At 65.2% G+C, this 20393-nt stretch carries 23 protein-coding genes, 1 tRNA gene and 1 pseudogene; 9 read left to right on the forward strand and 16 right to left on the reverse strand.

Annotation, left to right across the window (positions count from 1 at the left end; all coding sequences use genetic code 11):
- Positions 1 to 204 precede the first annotated feature (204 nt).
- Positions 205 to 1368, reverse strand: coding sequence for a DcaP family trimeric outer membrane transporter (locus tag QLQ86_RS12325; protein WP_282817144.1), 1164 nt, complete (start codon positions 1366 to 1368; stop codon positions 205 to 207).
- A gap of 392 nt (positions 1369 to 1760) precedes the next feature.
- On the opposite strand from QLQ86_RS12325, the gene fnr reads away from it, so the two are divergent.
- Positions 1761 to 2510 (forward strand): fumarate/nitrate reduction transcriptional regulator Fnr, encoded by a 750-nt coding sequence (gene fnr, locus QLQ86_RS12330; RefSeq protein WP_282817145.1) that lies wholly within the window; start codon positions 1761 to 1763, stop codon positions 2508 to 2510.
- Positions 2511 to 2621: 111 nt separating this feature from the next.
- Here fnr and QLQ86_RS12335 read toward each other — a convergent pair whose 3' ends face one another.
- The 11 genes and pseudogenes from QLQ86_RS12335 to QLQ86_RS12385 all read right to left on the reverse strand — a co-directional run bounded on the left by QLQ86_RS12335 (position 2622) and on the right by QLQ86_RS12385 (position 11905).
- Complete coding sequence (locus tag QLQ86_RS12335; RefSeq protein ID WP_282817146.1) at positions 2622 to 2843, reverse strand: hypothetical protein; 222 nt, start codon at positions 2841 to 2843, stop codon at positions 2622 to 2624.
- 347 nt (positions 2844 to 3190) lie between these two features.
- The gene (ligD, locus tag QLQ86_RS12340; RefSeq protein ID WP_282817147.1) at positions 3191 to 4078 is read right to left on the reverse strand and encodes a non-homologous end-joining DNA ligase; all 888 of its coding nucleotides are present in this window, start codon (positions 4076 to 4078) and stop codon (positions 3191 to 3193) included.
- A complete protein-coding gene (ligD, locus tag QLQ86_RS12345) occupies positions 4075 to 5076 on the reverse strand; it encodes a non-homologous end-joining DNA ligase (protein WP_282817148.1) in 1002 nt (333 codons plus the stop codon). Before ligD (QLQ86_RS12345) ends, ligD (QLQ86_RS12340) begins: the two co-directional genes overlap by 4 nt.
- Entirely contained in the window at positions 5069 to 5641 is a 573-nt protein-coding gene (locus QLQ86_RS12350; protein WP_456066885.1) for a DNA polymerase ligase N-terminal domain-containing protein, read from the reverse strand. Before QLQ86_RS12350 ends, ligD (QLQ86_RS12345) begins: the two co-directional genes overlap by 8 nt.
- A gap of 90 nt (positions 5642 to 5731) precedes the next feature.
- Positions 5732 to 5968: pseudogene (locus tag QLQ86_RS12355) on the reverse strand (integrase core domain-containing protein); the annotation flags it as partial.
- A 70-nt stretch (positions 5969 to 6038) separates the two neighbouring features.
- Positions 6039 to 7646, reverse strand: a complete 1608-nt coding sequence (locus tag QLQ86_RS12360; protein WP_282817149.1) for a gamma-glutamyltransferase family protein — start codon at positions 7644 to 7646, stop codon at positions 6039 to 6041.
- Between the two features lie 20 nt (positions 7647 to 7666).
- Complete coding sequence (locus QLQ86_RS12365) at positions 7667 to 9184, reverse strand: tripartite tricarboxylate transporter permease (RefSeq protein ID WP_282817150.1); 1518 nt, start codon at positions 9182 to 9184, stop codon at positions 7667 to 7669.
- Between the two features lie 14 nt (positions 9185 to 9198).
- A complete protein-coding gene (locus QLQ86_RS12370) occupies positions 9199 to 9681 on the reverse strand; it encodes a tripartite tricarboxylate transporter TctB family protein (RefSeq protein ID WP_282734816.1) in 483 nt (160 codons plus the stop codon).
- Between the two features lie 56 nt (positions 9682 to 9737).
- Positions 9738 to 10706: a Bug family tripartite tricarboxylate transporter substrate binding protein gene (locus QLQ86_RS12375; RefSeq protein ID WP_282734815.1), complete on the reverse strand. Its 969-nt coding sequence runs from the start codon at positions 10704 to 10706 to the stop codon at positions 9738 to 9740.
- Between the two features lie 99 nt (positions 10707 to 10805).
- A complete protein-coding gene (locus tag QLQ86_RS12380) occupies positions 10806 to 11336 on the reverse strand; it encodes a chromate transporter (protein ID WP_282817151.1) in 531 nt (176 codons plus the stop codon).
- Entirely contained in the window at positions 11333 to 11905 is a 573-nt protein-coding gene (locus QLQ86_RS12385) for a chromate transporter (RefSeq protein ID WP_282734813.1), read from the reverse strand. Before QLQ86_RS12385 ends, QLQ86_RS12380 begins: the two co-directional genes overlap by 4 nt.
- 153 nt (positions 11906 to 12058) lie before the next feature.
- Between QLQ86_RS12385 and QLQ86_RS12390 the strand changes: the two genes are divergently transcribed.
- Entirely contained in the window at positions 12059 to 12721 is a 663-nt protein-coding gene (locus tag QLQ86_RS12390; RefSeq protein ID WP_282817152.1) for a GntR family transcriptional regulator, read from the forward strand.
- Between the two features lie 269 nt (positions 12722 to 12990).
- Entirely contained in the window at positions 12991 to 14286 is a 1296-nt protein-coding gene (locus QLQ86_RS12395) for a hemolysin family protein (protein WP_282817153.1), read from the forward strand.
- Between the two features lie 229 nt (positions 14287 to 14515).
- Here QLQ86_RS12395 and QLQ86_RS12400 read toward each other — a convergent pair.
- Positions 14516 to 14592, reverse strand: a tRNA-Arg gene (locus QLQ86_RS12400).
- Positions 14593 to 14722: 130 nt separating this feature from the next.
- On the opposite strand from QLQ86_RS12400, the gene QLQ86_RS12405 reads away from it, so the two are divergent.
- Positions 14723 to 15532, forward strand: coding sequence for a methyltransferase domain-containing protein (locus QLQ86_RS12405; RefSeq protein WP_282817154.1), 810 nt, complete (start codon positions 14723 to 14725; stop codon positions 15530 to 15532).
- Positions 15529 to 16521 (forward strand): methyltransferase, encoded by a 993-nt coding sequence (locus QLQ86_RS12410; protein ID WP_282817155.1) that lies wholly within the window; start codon positions 15529 to 15531, stop codon positions 16519 to 16521. Before QLQ86_RS12405 ends, QLQ86_RS12410 begins: the two co-directional genes overlap by 4 nt.
- On the opposite strand, the gene QLQ86_RS12415 is transcribed toward QLQ86_RS12410, so the two are convergent.
- The 3 genes from QLQ86_RS12415 to greB are packed head-to-tail and all read right to left on the reverse strand — an operon-like array spanning position 16522 to position 17552.
- On the reverse strand, positions 16522 to 16776 hold the full coding sequence (locus QLQ86_RS12415; RefSeq protein ID WP_282734808.1) for a DUF2442 domain-containing protein: 255 nt from the start codon (positions 16774 to 16776) through the stop codon (positions 16522 to 16524).
- Positions 16745 to 17002 carry a DUF4160 domain-containing protein gene (locus tag QLQ86_RS12420; protein WP_282817156.1) on the reverse strand — a complete coding sequence of 86 codons (258 nt, stop codon included), beginning with the start codon at positions 17000 to 17002 and terminating at the stop codon, positions 16745 to 16747. Before QLQ86_RS12420 ends, QLQ86_RS12415 begins: the two co-directional genes overlap by 32 nt.
- Before the next feature lie 10 nt (positions 17003 to 17012).
- Positions 17013 to 17552: a transcription elongation factor GreB gene (gene greB / locus QLQ86_RS12425; RefSeq protein WP_282817157.1), complete on the reverse strand. Its 540-nt coding sequence runs from the start codon at positions 17550 to 17552 to the stop codon at positions 17013 to 17015.
- A gap of 148 nt (positions 17553 to 17700) precedes the next feature.
- Between greB and QLQ86_RS12430 the strand changes: the two genes are divergently transcribed.
- The 4 genes from QLQ86_RS12430 to QLQ86_RS12445 all read left to right on the forward strand — a co-directional run bounded on the left by QLQ86_RS12430 (position 17701) and on the right by QLQ86_RS12445 (position 20277).
- Entirely contained in the window at positions 17701 to 18348 is a 648-nt protein-coding gene (locus QLQ86_RS12430) for a tetratricopeptide repeat protein (protein ID WP_282817158.1), read from the forward strand.
- A 79-nt stretch (positions 18349 to 18427) separates the two neighbouring features.
- On the forward strand, positions 18428 to 19078 hold the full coding sequence (locus QLQ86_RS12435; RefSeq protein WP_282817159.1) for an NUDIX domain-containing protein: 651 nt from the start codon (positions 18428 to 18430) through the stop codon (positions 19076 to 19078).
- A 1-nt stretch (position 19079) separates the two neighbouring features.
- Positions 19080 to 19526 (forward strand): DUF1249 domain-containing protein, encoded by a 447-nt coding sequence (locus QLQ86_RS12440; protein WP_282734804.1) that lies wholly within the window; start codon positions 19080 to 19082, stop codon positions 19524 to 19526.
- Between the two features lie 16 nt (positions 19527 to 19542).
- Positions 19543 to 20277, forward strand: coding sequence for a phosphodiesterase (locus QLQ86_RS12445; RefSeq protein WP_282817160.1), 735 nt, complete (start codon positions 19543 to 19545; stop codon positions 20275 to 20277).
- Positions 20278 to 20393 lie beyond the last annotated feature (116 nt).

Genomic DNA, 20393 nt, shown 5'->3' on the forward strand with positions numbered 1-20393 from the left:
GTCAGCACCCTGGCGAGGCTTACAGGGCGACCATGGTGCTGTGCATTTTTCCTTGCGCTGTTACCACGAGGAAGTCGACGGTACTGTAGATCGAACGAAAAAGCCCCGGCCAAGGGGCCGGGGCGCAAGGATCGAATATGCAGTTGCTTGTACTCTAAAGTGCTATCGCAATGATGGCGGGGCAGGCCCCGCCATCGGGTCGATTCAGAAGCTGTACATTGCCATGCCCTGGATGCGGATGGCATCGCCTTCGCCGTCACCCTTAGTCTCGCGGCCGACCCAGCTGGTCTCGATGCCGTAGCTGATACGCTCGGCCGGCGACCAGATATAGTTCAGGTGCACGGTCTCGAAAGTATCATCGGCGTCGTCGCCATAGAACTCCTCGTCGTCGAGGTCGACGGTGGAGATGCTGTAGGCGGCATTGATGGCGCCTGGGCCGGCCTTGAGGCTGGCGCCGAAGGTGCCGCCGGTGGCCTCGATGGCCTCCAGATCGCCGTCGGCGTTCACATAGGCGGGAGAGGTCTGGGGGCTGACGTTCTGATAGCCGCCCAGGCCCTCGCCATGGATCACGCCACCGCGCAGGGTCAGCGCCTCGGTCACGTCCATGGCGGCTTCCAGGGAGATCCCCCAGCCGGTGGTGGAGTCATCGTCTACGGTAGCGCCTTCCTGGCCGGCCGCATCGTACTCGAGCTGACGCAGCACGCCGGAGGCGGAGTACTTGAAGGGGCCGGAGGTATCGGTATAGCGGGCGATCAGGTCGGGCAGGCCGCTCTTGGCAACATCTTCATCGAGCTGAACGGCGTCCTGCAGTGTGGTCTCTGAACCACCGAGGGAGTCCGGATCCTCAAGGGAGACTGCGAAGTTGCCGGTGGTATAGCGCAGCTGGGCCTGGCGGGCCTGGTTACCGGTCCCGTGGGTGCCGGTGAAGTCGATGGTCGGGGTGCCGGCCACGAAGCCATACAGGTTGGTCCATGTCTGGCCGGCCAGGATGCCGTTCCAGGAACCCCAGGCGTGGCGCAGGCGGAACTCGCCACCGCCGCTGCCGTAGAAGTCACCCTCGATCTGGGTCTTCAGCTCGCTGCCGGAAACCGGGGTGGCGGTCTGGAAGCCGATACGGCTCTGGTAGGCGTGGAAGTCGGTGTGACCATCCGGAGCGTCTTCGTCGTCCAGGCTGATGTTGCGGTGGCTGAGGGAGTTGCCCAGCTTGTCGTCCACGTCGTAGATCATGTCCAGCTTGGCATAGCCATAGACGCTGGCGGTGGTGTCGCCCACCTCGAAATCGACGGCATGGGAAGCGCTGGCAACGGCGAGGGCCAGGGCGCTGGCGGAGAAGATGGCGGTCTGCTTGAAGCGGTTTTGAATTGTCACTTGCGGTTCCTTTCGATGCGTGACTGCCCCCTGCAGAAGGGCAGATCGTTTATTGTAGTGACCTTGACGTCAACGTAACTTGTACGCATGGCGAAGATACGTTCGGCGCCAGGGCTCAACATAACGACCTCGTCCGGGGCTGACAATCGACTAAGCCAGACTTACGACAAAAGGATGAGGAATCTTTCTGTAAGGTCCTTCGGCGTCATTCTCCCTGGCAGCTTGGTTGGGACCCACGTGTCCTTGCGCCACGGCGGTTGCGCAGGATCGGTAAGCCGGCATTTTGCATCACAGCTTCCTGAACTACGCTTGACGGGACTCAAGGCAACTTCGGTGCCGCGGAGGGGGCCGAGCCCTGAACGACTCGAACGTCAAGGAACAGGGAGTGCACCATGACCCACCATACCCCTGGCCATGCGGCAACGCCGTCAGGCCAGGTGTCGCGCTGTCAGGGCTGCAGCCTCTGCGCGCACTGCCTGCCGCTGGGACTCGCTCCTGACGATCTGGAGCAGTTTGACGCCATCATCCGCCGTCCCCGGCCGCTAAAGCGGGGGGCGCTGCTGGTGCGCGAGGGGGACCCCTTCACCAGCCTCTACGTGGTGCGGTCGGGGAGCTTCAAGCAGGTGGTGGCGGACACGGGGTATCGCGAGAACGTGACCCATTTCCTGCTGCCCAGCGAGGTGGCAGGGCTGGACGCGGTCGGAGAGGCGCTCCACCCGACCAGCGTGGTCGCGCTGGAGAGCAGCTTCGTCTGCGAACTGCCGTTCGCCTCGCTTGAGGCGCTGAGTGACCGGCTGCCGGCCCTGCGCGGGGCGCTCTACCGCTGCATGAGCCAGGAACTCCATCGTGACCAGCGCCTGCACTGCCTGCTCTCTTTCGCCACCGCGGAGCGGCGCATGGCGAGCTTCCTGCTCGGCATGTCAGCGCGCCATGCCGCGCGGGGCTACTCCCCCTATGGCTTCCAGCTGGCCATGTCGCGGGCCGACATCGGCAGCTTCCTGGGGCTGGCACTGGAGACCGTCAGCCGCCTGATGAGCCGCTTCCAGCGGCATGGCCTGCTCGAGATAAAGGGGCGCGAGGTGACGCTGCTGGACCTCCCTGCCCTGGAAGCCCTGGCCGAGCAGGGCGAGACCCGCCGCTGAGCGAGGGAGTCTCGCTCCTGGCACGGTCGTTACCAGGCAGTCTCCTGTCGCCATGCCGCAGATGCCCCCTTATGCGGCATCCTGCCCTATTCCCGGGCATTTAATCCCGACTCAATATTCCCGTGACGTATAAAGCGATTCTAAAGAGCACGGGACCATGACCACACCGATCCTTCGTCGCCTGCCGGCGACTGGCTGCGCCGGATCAACGGCATCGAGGCGGTAGGCATGGGCGGTCACGGCCTCGATCCGGTGATGCGCGGCCAGCAAGGCAATGCGCTGAATATCTTGGTGGATGGTGGGGTATGTCTTCGGCGGCTGTCCCAGCCGCATGGACCCACCCACCGCCTATGCGCCGCTGCAAAGCTTCGACCGGGTGACGGTGGGCAATCCTGATCTCAACCCCGAGGTGCACCATTAGCTGGACCTGAGGCTGGAGCGGCGTCTGGCCAGTGGTAGCCTCGAGGTAGCGGCCGTCGCCGACTGCGTCGACGACTATGTCTTTCGCGAGTGTTGAATGGCGTCAGTGTCTACCGCAATGTCGACGTCACCCTCTATAGGTTTGGAGCTTTCGGGCGACCTGCGCTGGGCCCACCATTGGGAGACGCGCGGCCAGCTCTCACTATTCCATGTGCGCGAGGGCTGGTAAGCCTGAGGCCGGCCACCCACCCCGCTTCTCCTCAGCTGACAGCCTCCGCCAACCGCTTCGCCCCGATGCGTCGGCGCTTGAAGTGTCGCCAGGGATCCTCGATCTGGCCGAGGCGCTGGAAGACGTTCTTCAGGGTATAACGGTCCGGCAGGAGATCGCCGTCTTCCAGTTCGTCTGCGCGGATCGGCATCGCGACCGGGGCGCCTTCCCTGGCGCGCACCGAATAGGGCAGGACCGCCGTCTGCCCGTAGTCGTTGCGCAGCACGTCGATGAAGACCCTGTCGCCCCGCTTGTCCTTGCGCTGTTCCAGCGTGGTTTCCGCGGGCATCTCGTCGTGCAGCTTGCGGGCGAGGGCCTTGGCCCAGCCTTTGACCGTGCTGAAGTCCCGTTCGGGGCGAATCGGAATATGGGCGTGAAACCCCCTTGAGCCCGTCGTCTTCCAGAAGGCGTTAAGCGCCAACGCATCCAGCAAGGCGCAGAACCCCAGGGCCACCCTCCGCACCTTGTCGAAATCGTCGTTGGACGGATCGAAGTCGACGATGAGCTGGTCCGGCTTCTCGAGGTCCGCCTCCGTCGAGAGTGTCGCATGGATCTCGATCACGTTTTGCCCGGCGAAGTACACCAGGTCTGCCGCCTCGTCGGCGCTGGACATGAGGGCGGCCTCTCTGCCGGCGTCGCGGGTGGGCACCTCGATACGCCTGATGAAGTCCGGAAAATGATCGGGCGCATGCTTGTTGAAGAATCCCTCCTCGCCGATGCCTTCCGGAAACGCGCGCAGCGTCAGCGGGCGTCCCTTCGCATAAGGCAACAAGCGCTGCGCGATTCGCGCGTAATAATCGGCGAGTTCGTCCTTGGTGATGCCCGTGCCGGGGAACAGCACCTTGTCGGGATGTGATATCTCGATCTCGTTGGGTTTCATTGGGCGCGCTCCCTCCTGACCTCCTGGGGATCCTTGTCGTCGCGCAGGCCGAGGAAGCGCGGATGCCGGAGACAGCCATCCTGCGTCCATTCCGTGAAGCCCACCTCGCCGACGAACCTTGGCTCGATCCAGTGGATGTCAGCGTCCTCCTCCATGTCATCGGCATAGGGCGACGTATCGCGCTCCTCGCGCTGCATCGTCTTGTGAAAGGATGTCAGAAACGCATCGTCGAAGCCGGTGCCCACGCGGCCCGCGTAGCGAAGCTCGCCATCCTCGTAGTAACCGAGCAGCAGCGCGCCGAAGCCGACCCGCTCGCCTTTCGGCTCCGTGTAGCCGGCGATCACCATTTCCTGGCGGTGGCCGCACTTGAACTTCAACCACTGCCTGGAGCGCCTGGGCACGTAGGGGGATCGGGCATCCTTCGCGATCAGGCCTTCCCAGCCCTTCCTCGACGCCTCCTTGAAATAGGCCACTCCCTCCGCGTTACGGTACGGCAGAACGCGCAGGGGCGACGCCCACTCGAACGCCCTTCGCAGGACCTTCTTGCGTTCCCGCAGGGGGAGGTCGGTCAGGTCGTAACCGTCTAGGTAGAGGATATCGAAGGCGTAGGCGTAGACCGGGCATTCCCTGAGGATGTCGTCACCGGGCGCCTTTCTGTGGATGCGCTTCTGCAGTCGCTTGAAACTGGTCACCTTCCCGTCGAAGGTCACGATCTCCGAATCGAGGATGCAACTCCCGTCGAGGGTGCCCACCGCTTCCGCGATCTCGGGGTAAGTACTGTTTTTCTTCTTCTCGTTCCGGGAGTAGAGCGTCACTGTGCGCCCCTTCTTGTGCAGTAGGCAGCGCTCGCCGTCGAGCTTGCGCTCGTAGATCCAGTCGGGGTCGGAAAAAGGCTCGTGCACCAGCGTCGCCTTCATCGGCTCGACGAAGCCGGGCTGCGGTGCCCTCTTCAGCTTCGAGCGCGTTTCCTCCGGAAGGGCTGCCAGGGCATCATGCATCCTTACCCTCCTCCGCTTCGATTTCCTCCAGGGAGCGGCCCGTCTTGACCGAGTTCGGCTCGGTGCTCGTCGGCTTTCGGCGTGCGTCGGCGTGCTCGTCGTCCAGCTTGAAGATCACCCACTGCTCCTTTCCATCGCGCTTTCCTGTGCGCGCCATGGCGAAGCCGCCCTTGAGTTTCTCGCCGTGGAGCTCGAACTTGAGCGAGCCGCCTTCGCGCGCGTCTTCCATGCTCTTCTCGTCTTTGTCGAGGATCGGCGCGTAGGTTCCCCGGTCCCAGACCATGACCGTGCCGGCCCCGTATTCGCCCTCGGGAATCACGCCCTCGAAGTCGGCGTAGTCGAGCGGGTGGTCCTCCACCCGGATCGCCAGTCGCTTGTCATTGGCTTCGGTGGAGAGCCCCTTCGGCACGGCCCAGGAAGCCAGGACATCGCCGATGCGAAGGCGAAAATCGTAGTGCAGCTGGCTGGCGTCGTGCTTGTGGATGACGAAGATGCGTTTCCTGCCCACGTTGTCCTCCCTCGCCGATGGGTGCCGGACGCTTTCGGAAGTCTCGTATGTCGTTATACTCCTCCAACTGAGCGTTGGCGTTCCCCGAGTCGGCGGACGTTGTGCGGTTTCGGACGTAGGCTGCCGCCTGGTGTCGCTTGAAGCGGAGGGACTGGCATAGCCAATCGCCGAGCGTCGGCGATGTGGGTTGTGCCATCCCTCGATGAACGCGAAGACCGTCCGCTTCGCCTCCGCCGGCGTGGCGAACCATTTTTTGTCGAGCAACTCGCATTCCAGAGTGGCAAAGACGCTCTCGGCCATCGAGTCATCGTAACAATCCCCGACAGACCCCATCGAGGGCCGAACACCGGCCTTCCGGCAGCGCTCACCGAAGGCGATGGAGGAGCATCTCCTTGTCATCGTGATGGCTTGGCCGGCCGTGAAGCGCCTTCCAGCCGGCAGCCTGCCCGGGGAGTTACCAGGGCAGTACCGCGGCGTCGGTGCGGGGCTCGGTGCCCCCGCACAGCACGCCGGTTTCCGCGTCGCGCACAATGATCTGCCCACGACCGAAACTCACGGAATCCGCCAGCTTGACGATGTGATGACCGCGTCGTGCAAGCGCCTGGGCCAGGTGGTCGGGGAAGTGGGGCTCGACCTCGACGGTGCGTCCTGTCGTCCACTTCCAGCGTGGCATGTCCAGCGCGGCCTGCGGGTTAAGGGCGTCGTCGAGCATGCCGGTGATCACCTGGACGTGGCCCTGGGGTTGCATGAAGCCCCCCATGACGCCGAACGGACCGACGGCCTGGCCGTTGCGGGTGATGAAGCCGGGAATGATGGTGTGATAGGTGCGCTTGCCGGGGGCCAGGGCGTTGGCGTGTCTCTCATCTAGCTTGAACGACCAGCCGCGGTTCTGGAGGCTGATGCCCGTGCCGGGGATCACGATGCCGGAGCCGAAGCCTTTGAAGTTGCTCTGGATGAAGGAGACCATGTTGCCCTCCGCGTCCGCCGTGGCGAGATAGACGGTGCCGCCGGTGATGGGGTTGCCATGCACCGGATCCAGCGCCTGCTCGCCGATCATGGCGGCACGCCCCTTGAGATACGGGTCGGCCAGCATCTGCTCGACGCTCGGCCGCATGGCATCACCGTCGGTGATGTGGTGCAGCCCGTCCACATAGGCGAGCTTGGTGGCTTCGATGCGTCGATGGAGTGTCTCGACCGGATCCCGTGCTTCTTCACCGAGGTGTTCCAGCATGCCGAGGGCCTGAAGGGCGATCAGGCCACAGCCGTTGGGCGGGATCTCCCAGATATCGTGTTCGCGGTAGCGGGTGCTGATCGGCTCCACCCACTCCGGGGTGAAGACAGCCAGATCCTCGCGGCGCAGCAGTCCGCCGTGCTCTCGGAAGAAGGCATCGATGCGGTCGGCCAACTCGCCGTCATAGAAGGCCCCGGCACGGGTCTCAGCGATCAGGCGCAGGCTGTGCGCATGATCCGGGGAGGACCACATCTCGCCGGGGCGTGGCGCATGGCCTCCTGGCGCGAAGGTCCCGAACCAGGGCTGGAAGGCCTCGTCATCGTAGCGGCTATAGGTATCGAAGGCCTCCTCCCACAGCTGATTGATCAACGGCGAGACCGGGAAGCCTTCCTCTGCCAGGGTAATGGCCGGGGCCAGCAGGTCGGCGAAGGGCAGTCGACCGAAGCGCTCGGACAGCGTGGCCCAGGCGGCAGGGGCGCCGGGAACGGTCACGGGAATCAGGCCGTGCTCGGGCACCGCCTCGTGACCCAGTGCCTTGACGGCCTCGATGGTGGCAGCCTGTGGCGCAGGGCCACTGGCGTTCAGGCCATGCAGCTCACCATTCATCCAGACGATGGCAAAGGCGTCGCTGCCCAGCCCGTTGGAGGTTGGCTCCACCACGGTGAGCGCCGCGGCGGTGGCGATGGCTGCATCCACGGCATTGCCCCCCTGGCGCAGGATCTGCATGCCCGCCTCGGCGCCGAGGGCCTGTGAGGTGGCGACCATGCCGCGGCGGCCGAACGTCGTCATGCGACGGGAGGGACTGGGGTAATAATGCGCATCGAATTGCATACGGGGTTCCTCTGTGGATGTCAGGCGTTGCGGGACGTGGCCCCATCGGCCTGAAGGCGCTGAATCTTGCGGTTCTGGTAGAGCGAGAAGATCACGGAGGCGACGGCCAGGGCCAGGAAGAGGGCCGAGAGCGGTCGCGTCAGGAAGGTCAGCCAGCTGCTCTCGAGTTCCAGGGCGCGGAACAGCTGACGTTCCAGGTTGTTACCCAGCACCACGCCGAGGATCAGCGGGGTCAGGGGCACCGAGGCCTTCCAGAGCAGGTAGCCGAGGATCCCGAAGGCGAACAGTACCCAGACGTCGAACAGGTTGTTGTTGAGGGCATAGGAGCCGATGGCGCACAGCATCAGCACGACCGGTACCAGGACCTGCTGGGGGATCAGCGAGATCTTGGCGAACCAGCGCACCAGCAGCAGCTGACACAGCACCATGACCACCGCGCCGATCATCAGGCTGGCGTAGATGGCCCCCACCAGCACCGGGTTCTGCTCGAACATGAGCGGCCCGGGCGTGATGCCGTGGAGGATGAGCACGCCCATCATGATGGCCATGGGCAGGTCGCCGGGGATGCCCAGCGCCAGGGTCGGCACGAAGGCCCCGCCCGCCACGGCGCTGTTGGAGGCTTCGGAGGCCACGATGCCGTCCGGTATGCCCGTGCCGAAGCGCTCGGGGTGGCGCGAGAACTTCTTTGCTTGGTCGTAGCTGACGAAGTTGGCCACGGTGCCGCCGGTACCCGGCAGGGCGCCGATCAGGCTGCCGATCAGCGACGAACGTAGCGTGTTGATCTTCTGGCCGGCCATGTCACGCAGGATCAGGGTATAGGGTATGGCGACGTTGGTATTGGCGCCCTTGGCGGATTGCGGGTCATCACGCAGTTTCTCCAGGTTCCCCATCAGCTGGGAGAAGGCAAAGATACCGATCATCACCGGCAGCATCTCGAACCCGGCGCCGAGGGCATCGAAACCGAAGTCGAAGCGCAGGTTGCTGTTGCGGTCATAGCCCACGGTGGTGATCAGCAGGCCAAGGGCGGCGGCCAGCAGACCCTTGAGCAGGGCGCCATGCGAGAGACCGGCGACCAGCGTCAGGGCAAAGATGATCAATGCCGTGATCTCCCAGGGCCGGAAGTTCATGCTGAAACTGGCCAGCAGTGGACCGAAATAGACCAGCACGGCCACGCTGATCAGGGTGCCGATGAACGAGGCGGCGACGCCGATGCCGAGTGCGCGCCCGGGTTCCCCGCGCTGGGCCATGGGGTAGCCGTCATAGACGGTGGTGATGGAGGAGGGCGTGCCGGGGATTCCCAGCATCACGCCGGACACGATACCGCCCGAGTACCCTCCGACAAACACACCGACCATCAGCGAAACGCCACTGACGGGATCCATGGCAAAGGTGAAGGGGAACACCACCAGGATGGCCATGGTCACGGTGAAGCCGGGTATGCTGCCGCCGATGATGCCGAACAGCACGCCTATCAGGATCAGCAGCAGCACCGACGGCGTGCCGACCTGAGCAAGCGCTTGTAGAAAGAAGTCAGCCATGGGTCACTCCATCGTCAGGGTAGCCAGACGTTGAGGACGAAACGAAAGATCACGTAGACCAGCGGGGCGAGCGTGCACGAGACCGTCAGGTTGATGATCCACTTGCGGCGCGTATCGATACCGAGCAGCAGGGCCAGCGATGTCACCAGGAACGCCAGCGTGGCGGGCAGGTAGCCGATCAGTGGCAGCAGCAGGGCATAGAGTCCGAACAGGCCGAACAGTGACAGCACGGTACCGTTATGCCGGATCCAGGCCGCCAGGGAGCGACGTGGCCGGTCCGGTTCGTCCTTGCGATCAGCGGGGGAGACGAAGAAGGTGCGCAGCAACAGCAGCAGGGACAGGACGGCGATGATGCCCAGCAGGATCTGCGGAAAAAGGGCCGAACCATAGGGTTGCCAGCTGGTAGGCGGAGCGATGTTTCGGGTCTCTGCCAGCAGGATGCCGGTGAGGGCCAGCATGGCAAGTGCCAGGGCGCGGTCCTTGGTCAAGGTCAGCATGGTCTTGCTCTCCGTGCTTGCCCCGGAGACCTGGGTCTCCGGGGGCTCGCCGCGTCTCAGTTCTGGAAGTCGATGTCTTCGGCAGCGGCGGTGAGGGCCGCCTCATTCTCCTCCAGGAAGGCCTGGTACTCCTCCCCGGGCAGATAGCGCACCACCGAGCCGAAATCGTTCTCGATGCGACCGCGTACCTCGTCATCTTCCAGTGCCTTGCCGTAGGCGTCCGCCAGGGTGTCGAGGATCTCCTGCGGGGTGCCCTTGGGGGCGAACAGGCCACGGCTGGTGGAGTGGTCCATCTCGATCCCCTGCTCGCGCAGCGTCGCGACATCGGGCAGGCTGTCGAGCCGCTCGGGGTGCGCCACGCCCAGCGGGGTGAAGCTGCCGTCCTCGAAGAAGGCCCCGGCGGAAGGCAGGTTGAACATCGCGAAGTCGATCTCTTCGGCGAGCAGGGCGGAGACCTGTTCGCCGGTATCGGGATAGCCGACCAGGCGCACGTCGGCCATGTCGATGCCGGCGGCTTCGAAGAACTGGACCCAGAAGAAGTGGTCCGTGGAGCTCGGGATCATGCTGAAGCGAACTTCACCCGGGTTCTCGCTGACGTAGTCGGCGATCTCCTCGGCGCTCTTGACGGGATGGTTGGCGTGGGCAACCGGCAGGTTGATGGTCTGGGTCAGCAGGGTGATGGGCTCGAAGGCATCGTAGGAGTAGTCCACGGTGCCGGCCAGCTTGGAGAGCGCGATGGTGTCATGGCTGCCCAGCAGGGTGTAGCCATCGGGATCGGCATCCTTGACGTTGCGTGAACCGAGCGTTGCGCCGGCGCCGGCCATGTTCACCGGCACCACCGATTCGCCCAGGTGCTCCTCGGCCTCCTTCGAGATAAGCCGGAAGATGATGTCGGTGGCGCCGCCCGGGCCGTAGGGGATGATCAGGCGGATATCCTTCTCGGGATACTCGGCCTGGGCGTTGCCGGCGATGGCAATGCTCAGGCCAAGGGTGGCAATGATGGGAGTCAGCTTGTTGCGCATCATGGTGGTACACCTCGGATGTTGTGGCTTTTGTCGTGAGGTTCGGGCTATCCCGAACCAGGTGTGAGCGCGTGTTCCGTGTCGGTTCTTGTTATGGGGCGTTCAACCGAGAAAGAGTCCTCCGTAGGCCAGGGCGGCCATCACGATGAAGGCCGGGTGGATTCGAAACCGCAGCAGCGTCAGGGCCGCCAGTGAGCCAATCAGCAGGGTGTGGACGAGTCCTGCCGTTGCTAACCCTTCGCTAAAGAAGCTCCAGGTGAGCCAGGCCATCATCATGGCGATGACCGGGCGGACCCACTGGCTCATGCGCTTGACGCGGGGTGAGTCACGGTATCGATAGAGAAGTCCCAGGGCGCCCAGCATCAACAGGAGGGAAGGCACCACCGTGGCCAGCACCGCCACCAGAGCGCCACTCGCACCGGCAACGTCAAAGCCGATCTGGCCGGCCATCTTGGTGGCGATGGGGCTGGGCAGGGCGTTGCCCAGGGCCAGGGTCTCGGCGAATTCCTGGGCCGTCATCCAGCCGTAGCGGCCGACGACTTCCGCCTCGATCAGCGGAATGATCGCCGGGCCGCCGCCGTACCCGATGATGTTGGGGATGAAGAAGGCAAGGAACAGCTCCCAGTGGATCATTCACGGGCCTCCTTCGGGCGCGGCTCTGGCGCGACCATCGCCGTTATCAGCAGGGCACCGATGATCCAGCCAGGATGGAGGCCGAGCAGGTAGATGAGCACGCCTGCCACCGCCCCCATGACGAGGCTCGTCCAGGGGCCCAGGGAGAGGCGTGACTTGTTCCAGAAGTCCAGCGTCAGCTGGCCCATCATGACCATCACCACGGGCACGACGGCATAGCCCATCCCGCGGATCCAGGTGACGTCGCGATAGCGGCTGAACAGGCCCAGCAGCAGGATCATGGCAAGCATCATGGGGACGATGACGGCAGCAACCGCGATGATGCAGCCGGCGATACCGCCGACGCGATAGCCGATGTAGCCCGGCATCTTGGTGGCGATGGGGCCGGGAAGGGTGTTGGCGATCGCGAGCACGTCGGCGAAGGCATCGTCATCCAGCCAGTGATGACGGGTGACGACCTCTTCGCGGACCAGCGGAATCATGGCCGGCCCACCACCGAAGCCGAGCAGGCCGATGCGGGTGAAGGCCCAGAAGACCTTGCGCAGCGAAGCGGGAGACGGGTCGGTCATGAACGCGGCCCCGAGCGGTCGATCCCAATGTCTGGAATTGATTTTGTCATTGTCATTGTCTTTTAGATAAAAAATCGATTATTTGGTCTAGAATATAGTTTGCAACAGAAAGCAGCGTCAACCTTCAATGTGTGGAGGCCACGGGGAGGCAGTATGGGGATCTTCGAACGCAAGGAGGGGGTGACGGCGTCCAGTTGGATCTACGACACCCTGCGGCAGGACCTGGTCAATGGACGCTTCACCGCCGGCGAGAAGCTGGCGATCAGTGCCCTCAAGGAGCGCTACGGGGTGGGCCTGAGTCCGCTGCGCGAAGCCCTCAATCGCCTTGCGGCCTATGGTCTGCTGATTCAGGAGAACCAGCGTGGCTTCCGGGTGCCGCGTCTGGCGCGCGACGAGCTCGATGATATCGCCGACATGCGGCGTGCACTGGAGGGCATGGCGCTGGAGCGGGCCATTCAGCGAGGCGACGCCGAATGGGAGTCAGAGCTGCTGGCGGCGGCACATCGCTTGAAACGTGCCGACGAGGCGCCGGAGATGGAAGAGGAATGGGAGCGGCTGCACATGCGCTTCCATCGCACGCTGGTGGCGCCCTGTGGTTCCGCGTGGCTGATGCGCTTCATCGAGCAGTTGCACGACCAGTTTGACCGCTACCGGCGCCTGGCGCCCGGGGAGCCGGAGGTTCGACACGTGCTTGATGCTCAGCATGGCGAGCTGGTGGAACTGGCGCTGGCCAGGGACGTCAAGGGGGCGAGGGCGCTGATGGATGACCATATCCAACGCTCCTACGAAGTGGCCCTCGGCAGCTTCGCTCGTTAGGCTCGTTAGAGAGCGTACCGAGGTGCTGCATGTCAGTGAGTATCAGGGATAGCCGACGTGCATGCAGTGCCCCCGGGAAACGTCTCACCGCCCCGGTCCGGCAAGGCCGAAAGGGAGCGGTGGGGGACAGTGGAAACCGCGAGGGAGCGCCGCTTTGACTCGCGTCGTACCGTGACGGTCACACGGGTCCTGTGCCATCATCAAACGGCTCTCCCCCTTGTGGCGGACTCTCCTGAGCGCTACCTGCCGTTGTCCCCCTACCGAGTCCTATGCTCCTCGACACCCTCATCGTCCTGGCCCTGATCCTGCTGAACGGCCTGCTCGCCATGTCGGAGCTGGCGATCGTCTCCTCCCGACCGACGCGCCTCAAGACACGGGCCGCGGGCGGCTCACGGGGGGCCAGAATCGCCCTCGCTCTCTCCGAGGACCCGGGGCGGTTTCTCTCGACTGTCCAGATCGGGATCACCCTGGTCGGTGTGCTCTCCGGTGCCTTCTCCGGGGCGACGCTGGGTATCCGGCTCGCCGAAGCGCTGCCTGGCCTCGGGATTCCTGCACGCCTCGCCGACCCGCTGGGCGTCGGTATGGTCGTCGTCGTCATTACCTACCTCTCCCTGATCATCGGCGAGCTCGTTCCCAAGCAGATCGCGTTGGCCAACCCAGAGTCGGTCGCTTCCCGCATTGCGCCGGCGATGCAGCTTCTTTCCCGCGCTGCCCTGCCCCTCGTCTGGCTGCTGGACCGGTCGGGCAAGCTCGTGCTCATGCTGATCGGACATTCGGGCAAGCAGAAGGCTGTTGTCAGCGACGAAGAGATCCGGACGCTCATCACCGAGGCGGAGGGCGCTGGCACCATCGAGAAGGGGGAAACCAGGATGATCGCCGGGGTCATGCGCATCGCCGACCGCTGCGCACGCGGCTTGATGACCCCGCGGCACGAGGTCGAGCTTGCGGAGATCGGCGATACCCGTACAGAGATCCTCGCCCGGTTTCTCGCCTCCGGCCGCTCACGCCTCCCGCTGCGTGATGGCGGGCAGGACGACATCGTCGGCATCCTTCACAGTCGTGATCTTCTGCAGGTGGCGGAAGAAGGCTTCGATCCCGGATCGCTCCTGCGACCTGCCCCGGTGGTCAACGATGCCCTGCCGGCAATGCAGGTGATCGAGCAACTCAAGGTAGCCCCCGAGCAAATGCTCCTCGTCTACGATGAGTACGGTCATTTCGAGGGCATCATCACCCCCATGGATATTCTCAGCGCCATCACAGGGGGATTCGATGACGCGGAAGTGAACGAACCCAAGCTGGTCGAGCGATCGGACGGCTCCCTGCTAGTCGCCGGCTCGATGCCTGTCGACGAGTTCGCCGACCACATCGGCATCACGCTGGAGGAGGCTTCTGACTACGAGACCGTGGCCGGCCTCGTCCTGCACCGGGCCGAGGAACTGCCGAAGGTGGGCCAGCACGTGACTGTCGGCGACTGGCGGATCGAAGTCGTCGACTTGGATGGACAGCGAATCGATCAACTGCTTGTTCAGCGAACCACTGCAGCGAGCGAAACGCCGACGTGCTGACGCGCTGCCTGGAGGATGGGGAATATCCATCGACAACTTTGGGGAGAAGAACCTGATTCGCCCATGGGCCTCGGGCTGGAGATGAGGCGCCAGTACACCCAGTTGCTGGAGTCGCGTAGGTGCCCGAATCTTGGGGCCTACTCAGGAGAGTGCGGGGGCGTATGTAGGGGCGAAAGCGATCTTGACGATGGAAATGATTGCTTGTTTTTACGCAAATCATTGAAATTACTGGCGCCCCCATCAGGATTCGAACCTGAGACCTTCCCCTTAGGAGGGGGACGCTCTATCCAGCTGAGCTATGGGGGCGCGACCGGGCGCATTATAAGCGCCTGAACCGCCGAGATAAACCCGCAGTGGGCCTGGGCCTTGCCGCGGGCCATGAGTCCGGCGGGATTCCCGAGTAGAATGCACGGCAAACCCGCGACCGGTGGCCGGCATGTCCGAACCCGTTTCTCCTCTTTCACCGGCTGGTGACCGTCACTTCGACGGCCTGGCCGACAAGTTCGCCGCGAGCCTCTACGGCGGGGCCCGCGGCGAGCTGCGTCTGGCGCTGCTCGACCGCCTGCTGCCCGAGATGCTCGACCTTCGCGGCCAGCCGCTGCTCGACGTAGGTGGCGGCCTGGGCCAGCAGGCCGACTGGTTTGCCGCACGTGGCCATGCGGTGACCTTGGCCGAGCCCTCTGGCGAGATGCTGGCCCAGGCGCGGGAGCAGTTGGCGGGCCGGGAGGTGAACGTTCTGCAGGCGCCGCTCCAGGCGCTTCCCGAGCTGGCGCCCGGCCCCTGGCCGTTGATCGCCTGCCATGCCGTGCTGGAGTGGCTCGCGGATCCGCGCGGGGCCCTGGCCACCCTGGCCGGCCTGCTGTCGCCAGGCGGTCAGCTCTCGCTGATGGTGTTCAACCGGGACGCCCTCAGGCTCTCCAACGTGGTCAAGGGCAATCTGGAGAAAGCCCTGGCCGACCGACTCGAGGGCAGGGGGCTGCGCAAGCGGTTGACGCCGATCTCGCCGCTGACTCATGGCCAGGTCGAGGCCTGGAGCGCCGAGAGTGGCCTGGTAATCCGTGAGATGGCGGGCATCCGGGTCTTCGCCGACTATCTGCGCCAACCGCCGGAGAGCGATGCCGACCGGGAACGCCTGCTGGCACTGGAGCAGCGCTATTGTCGCGTCGACCCCCACTGGCGTCTGGGTCGCTATCTGCTCTATACCCTGGAGCGACCGACACGATCCCCCGAGGAGACCACCGCATGAGTGCCGAGACCCCCGTCTGCGAGCTGCTGGAGCGCCAGGATGCAGACTACTGCGGCTGGCTGTGGGTCGCGCCACCCAGGGACGCCTGGCTGGAAGCCGGGGAGGGGAGCCTGCTCTCCGCCGACCAGGGCATTCTCGCGGCCTGGCGGTTGCGGGGGAGGGCGGCGTATTCGCCCTTCGAGGGTGGGATACCGGCCCCGCCGGGGGCGGTGCTGTTCTGGCCCAAGAGCCACGCCCTGGGCGAGTGGTGGCTGCTGTGGCTATGTGCCCACCTGCCGCCGGGTACCCCGCTGCAGCTGGTGGGCGAGAACCAGGGCGGCATCAAGCGGGTTCTCAAGGCGCTGGCGGCCCTGGGGCTGGGCTGTCGCAAGGTGGACAGCGCACGGCGCTGCGGGCTCTATGCGACCCGCCTGGACCGGGTGGGCATCGACCCGGACGATGCCTGGACCACCTTCGAGGCAGAAAGCATTCGGCTGGTTAGCCATCCGGGTGTGTTCGGCCACGGCAAGCTGGATGAGGGTACCCGGCTGCTGCTGGAGACGTTGCCTGCTTTTCTCCCGGCGACGCAGCATGATGTTCTCGACGTGGGCTGCGGCGACGGCATCCTGGCGGCCTGGCTGGCCCGGCATGGGGCGCGGGTCACGGCAGTGGATGTGGGCCACTTCGCGGTGGAGGCGACCCGACGCACCCTGGCAGCCAACGACCTCGAGGGCGAGGTCCTGGCGAGCGATGTCTACACGGCGCTGGGGGAGCGACGCTTCGATGCCATCGTCAGTAACCCGCCCTTCCACCAGGAGCGGGCGATCGACTATGGCCCCGCGGGGCGGTTGATCCTCGAGGCCCCCGACCACCTGCACCCCGGCGGCCAGCTGATCCTGGTGGCCAACGCCTTCCTGCCCTATCCGGACCTGCTGGAGCGTGCCTTAGGCGCCTTCGAGGTCCTGGCCGACGACCGGCGCTTCCGGGTCTATCGGGCGGTGAAGGGTTGATCAGGCAACGTGCTCATGGTGCTGAGTCACGTCGCCACGACCGGCCAGGAGGCCCTCGACAGAGATGTCTTCGTCAAGATCATCCCAGTGCAGGCCCTTGCCGGAATAGCTGATACGACACTTGGCCCTTTCGACTGGACTTGCGTGCAGCAGCCGGGGAAACCAGGCCAGTGGAATGCCCAATGTTCTACCGTCGTTGAGCTCGACCCACATGGTGTAGTCGTCAAAGCCGACGGTCTTGGCGGAAATGCTCATTCCAGGCCCTCTCGATTTCACTACGATGTTCTTCAACCAGTTGCATGAGCTGTGACAACTGCTTTCGATTGTAGCCAGCGCTGCTGGCGATAGCGACCTGCGGGTCGAGCCATATCTTGGCTTCCCCATCACCACTCTCGGCATGGATATGGATGGGCTCCAGCGGGTTGCCTTGGTTGGAGAAGAAAAAAAACCGGATTCCCTTGTAGCGGAAGACGACCGGCATAGTGAGCCTCCTATGCCCGTGGGTCGCGATAGGCGATCTCGGTGATCACGTAGGTGGTCTCGCCGCCCGGGGCGGTCACCGTCACCTCGTCGTCCAGCGTCCTGCCGAGCAGGGCCTTCGCCAGCGGGGCGTCGACGCTGATCCAGCGCTTGGTGGTGTCGGTCTCGTCATGCCCGACGAGGCGGATGCGCATCTCCTCGCCCTCCTCGTCCTCCAGGGTGACGAAGGCGCCGAAGAAGACCTTGTCGGTATCCGCCGGCAGGCGGTCCACCACGGTGAGTTCGTCGAGGCGCTTGGTCAGGTAGCGGATGCGGGCGATGACCCGGTTGAGCTCCTTCTTGTTGTAGGTGTAGTCGGCGTTCTCGCTGCGGTCGCCCAGTGCCGCCGCCTCGCCCACCTTCGCCGAGAGGGCTGGGCGTTTGACCCTCGAGAGGTGGTCGAGGATGCCGCGCAGCCGCTCGGCCCCCTCGGCGGTGATCAGGTTGCTCTTGGGTTCCTGGCGCGGGTCCTTGGCGGGATCCCGCCAGCGCGTCATGTTGCGGCCTTTCATGGCGTTCCTCGCGATCTGGTGTCTGGCGGCGAACATACGCCACGCGAGCGGTGCGGCCAAGTCGGTACACGGCTGGCTGTTCATTCAAACGTTCGTTACATTGTCGGTGTCTACCGACCATAACAACATCGTGACAAGGAGATGCCCCATGCTGCGACGCCCACCGTTCGCGGCCGCCCTCTGCCTGGCACTGGCCGCCGCCCCGCTTTCGCAGGTCCTGGCCCAGACCCTGGAATGGGAGGACGAGCTCTTTTCCCTGCGCCATCGCTGGGAGCGGGTCGCCACCGAGCTGGCCCCGGAGCGCCGCGAGGCCGCGCTCGCCTCGCTGGCGGAGGAGAGCGCGGGCCTCGCCGAGTCCCATCCGCAGCAGAGCCGGGTGCTGGTCTGGCGGGGGATCATCCTCGCCTCCCATGCCCGCGAGGCCGGGGGGCTCGCGGGCATGGGCTCGGCCAAGGAAGCGCGTCGGCTGCTGGAGCGTGCCGTCGAGCTCGACCCACAGGGGCACAACGGCTCCGCCTGGGTGACCCTGGGAGCCCTCTATCATCGGGCGCCGGGCTGGCCGGTGGCCTTCGGCGATGCCGAGACCGCCGACAGGATGTTCCGCCGCGCCTTGTCGATTCGCCCCCAGGGCATCGACGTCAACTACTATTATGCCGACTTCCTCGACGACGAGGGTCGCCACGACGAGGCCCGCGAGCATGCCCGTCGCGCTTTGGTCGGCCAGGCCAGGGAAGCTCGCCGGGCCTCCGACGAGGTGCTGCGCGAGGAGGCCAGGGCGCTGCTGGAGCGTTTCTGAGGCTCACCGGAGGGCAGGGCGGTTGGCATTCCCGCTCCCGGTCCCGATAATGGAGCCTTTGCGCGACCCGGAGACCGGCATGAGCGAGACCCGCCCGCCCGCAGACGATCAGGACCTGACCCTCGCGGTGCCCTTCACGGCCGCCGACGTGGACCTGGCCGAGCGTCGCTGCCTGCACCAGGGCTTCTTCCGGCTGGAGGAGCTCCACCTGCGCCACCGCCTCTTCGAGGGCGGCTGGAGCGGCAGGGTGGTGCGCGAGGTGCACCATCGTCACGATGCGGTGGGGGTGCTGCTCTACGACGTGGAACGCGACACCGTGGTACTGGTCGAGCAGTTCCGCGCCGGTGCCCTCGACGACCCCGATTCCCCCTGGAAGGTGGAGGTGGTGGCCGGGCTGGTCGAGCGTGGCGAGAGTGCCACCGAGGTAGCGCGACGCGAGGCCATGGAGGAGGCCGGTTGCGAGGTGGGCGAGCTGGTCGAGCTGCACACCTACTACCCGAGCCCCGGGGCCTGCGACGAGCGGGTGACCCTGTTCTGTGGCCTGGTCGACAGCCGTGGCCTCGGTGGGGTGCACGGGCTCGACGAGGAGCACGAGGATATCCGCGTGCATGTGCTGCCGTTTACCCGGGCCTGGGAACTCCTGCAGGCCGGGCGACTCGACAATGCCATGTGCCTGATCGCCTTCCACTGGCTGGCCGGTGAACGCGCATCGTTGCGAGCAAGGAGGTAGCGTGCCGAGAAACGCCTATGTCACCGACCTGAAGACCCTGCAGGGCGAGTGCACCGCCAACTTCATCCGGCTGACCCGGCTGCTGGGCGACCTGGAGGTCGGCGAGACCCGCGAGGTCGAGCTGTTCAACCATGGCCGTCGCCTGGGGGCCCTGTGCCTCAAGCTCCAGGAGCGTGCCCCCTATACCAGCATCGTGCGCGTCTCCCAGCGCGGGGTGCTCGACACGATGATCGACACCCCGCGCATGCGCGTTCACCTCTACCACGACGTGCGCATGGCCGAGGTCACCGACTTCCAGCGTCAGCGTCACTTCGACGGTCGCTACCGCTACCCCAACTCGCGCATGCACCAGCCCGACGAGAAGCTGCAGCTCAACCGCTTCCTCGGCGAATGGCTGGACCATGGCCTGGCCCATGGCCACTCCCTCGACCTGCCCCAACTGCCCTGAGGAGAATGCGGCACTGATGCGACTGGTCCAGCTCACCGACTGCCACCTGCAGGCCGACCCTGCGGCTCGCGCCCGGGCGGGCTTCCCGCTGCGCCAGCTGGAGGCCGTGGTCGAGGCGGTGAACCGGGAGCGGCCGGAGCTGGTGCTGGTCACCGGTGACGTCAGCGAGGACGAGACGGCGGCTTCCTACCGGCTGGCGGAACAGGTGCTGTCACGGCTCGACGCCCCCTGGTTCTGGCTCCCCGGCAACCACGACCAGCCGGCGCTGATGGCCGAGCGTCGTGCGTTGCACGACGAGCTGGACCTGGGAAGCTGGCGGGCGCTGCTGCTGGATACCCGCGTGAGCGGCCGGCCCGGCGGCGAGCTGGGCGAGGCGGCCCTGGCCACCCTGGACGAGCGTCTCGCGGCCGACGACCGGCCGACCCTGCTGGTGATGCATCATCCGCCGCTGCCCGTCGGCTCGGCCTGGCTCGACGAGATCGGCCTGGCCGATGGCGAGGCCTTCTGGCGGGTCGTCGCCCCCCATCGCCAGGTCCGGGCGGTGTTCTTCGGCCATATCCACCAGGCCTTCCACGGCACCCATGTCCTCGCGGACGGCGAGGTGCTGGCCTACGGCTGTCCCGCCACCTCCGACCAGTTCCTTCCCGGCTCCTCGACCTTCGCCCTCGATGAGGCCTCGCGCCCGGGCTATCGCCTCATCGAGCTTCGAGACAGCGAGCTGGCGACCTGGGTTGAGCGCGTCGACCCGTGAATGACAAATAGCCATATTGGCTATAAAAAGATAGTTATTAATTCTTTTGGGTTATTATTGGCCCGGCGTTACCCTGTCTCGCATGATCTCACCCGCCCAACGTCATGCGAGGTAGC

It is taken from the genome of Halomonas rhizosphaerae, from assembly GCF_030012485.1.
Classification (GTDB): Bacteria; Pseudomonadota; Gammaproteobacteria; order Pseudomonadales; family Halomonadaceae; genus Halomonas; species Halomonas rhizosphaerae.

Bases quoted from the DNA above. Each gene is read 5' to 3' on its own strand.
- fnr (WP_282817145.1), top strand. From the start codon at position 1,761: ATGACCCACCATACCCCTGGCCATGCGGCAACGCCGTCAGGCCAGGTG.
- QLQ86_RS12335 (WP_282817146.1), bottom strand. From the start codon at position 2,843: ATGCGGCTGGGACAGCCGCCGAAGACATACCCCACCATCCACCAAGAT.
- ligD (WP_282817147.1), bottom strand. From the start codon at position 4,078: ATGAAACCCAACGAGATCGAGATATCACATCCCGACAAGGTGCTGTTC.
- ligD (WP_282817148.1), bottom strand. From the start codon at position 5,076: ATGCATGATGCCCTGGCAGCCCTTCCGGAGGAAACGCGCTCGAAGCTG.
- QLQ86_RS12360 (WP_282817149.1), bottom strand. From the start codon at position 7,646: ATGCAATTCGATGCGCATTATTACCCCAGTCCCTCCCGTCGCATGACG.
- QLQ86_RS12365 (WP_282817150.1), bottom strand. From the start codon at position 9,184: ATGGCTGACTTCTTTCTACAAGCGCTTGCTCAGGTCGGCACGCCGTCG.
- QLQ86_RS12370 (WP_282734816.1), bottom strand. From the start codon at position 9,681: ATGCTGACCTTGACCAAGGACCGCGCCCTGGCACTTGCCATGCTGGCC.
- QLQ86_RS12375 (WP_282734815.1), bottom strand. From the start codon at position 10,706: ATGATGCGCAACAAGCTGACTCCCATCATTGCCACCCTTGGCCTGAGC.
- QLQ86_RS12380 (WP_282817151.1), bottom strand. From the start codon at position 11,336: ATGATCCACTGGGAGCTGTTCCTTGCCTTCTTCATCCCCAACATCATC.
- QLQ86_RS12385 (WP_282734813.1), bottom strand. From the start codon at position 11,905: ATGACCGACCCGTCTCCCGCTTCGCTGCGCAAGGTCTTCTGGGCCTTC.
- QLQ86_RS12390 (WP_282817152.1), top strand. From the start codon at position 12,059: ATGGGGATCTTCGAACGCAAGGAGGGGGTGACGGCGTCCAGTTGGATC.
- QLQ86_RS12395 (WP_282817153.1), top strand. From the start codon at position 12,991: ATGCTCCTCGACACCCTCATCGTCCTGGCCCTGATCCTGCTGAACGGC.
- QLQ86_RS12405 (WP_282817154.1), top strand. From the start codon at position 14,723: ATGTCCGAACCCGTTTCTCCTCTTTCACCGGCTGGTGACCGTCACTTC.
- QLQ86_RS12410 (WP_282817155.1), top strand. From the start codon at position 15,529: ATGAGTGCCGAGACCCCCGTCTGCGAGCTGCTGGAGCGCCAGGATGCA.
- QLQ86_RS12415 (WP_282734808.1), bottom strand. From the start codon at position 16,776: ATGAGCATTTCCGCCAAGACCGTCGGCTTTGACGACTACACCATGTGG.
- QLQ86_RS12420 (WP_282817156.1), bottom strand. From the start codon at position 17,002: ATGCCGGTCGTCTTCCGCTACAAGGGAATCCGGTTTTTTTTCTTCTCC.
- greB (WP_282817157.1), bottom strand. From the start codon at position 17,552: ATGAAAGGCCGCAACATGACGCGCTGGCGGGATCCCGCCAAGGACCCG.
- QLQ86_RS12430 (WP_282817158.1), top strand. From the start codon at position 17,701: ATGCTGCGACGCCCACCGTTCGCGGCCGCCCTCTGCCTGGCACTGGCC.
- QLQ86_RS12435 (WP_282817159.1), top strand. From the start codon at position 18,428: ATGAGCGAGACCCGCCCGCCCGCAGACGATCAGGACCTGACCCTCGCG.
- QLQ86_RS12445 (WP_282817160.1), top strand. From the start codon at position 19,543: ATGCGACTGGTCCAGCTCACCGACTGCCACCTGCAGGCCGACCCTGCG.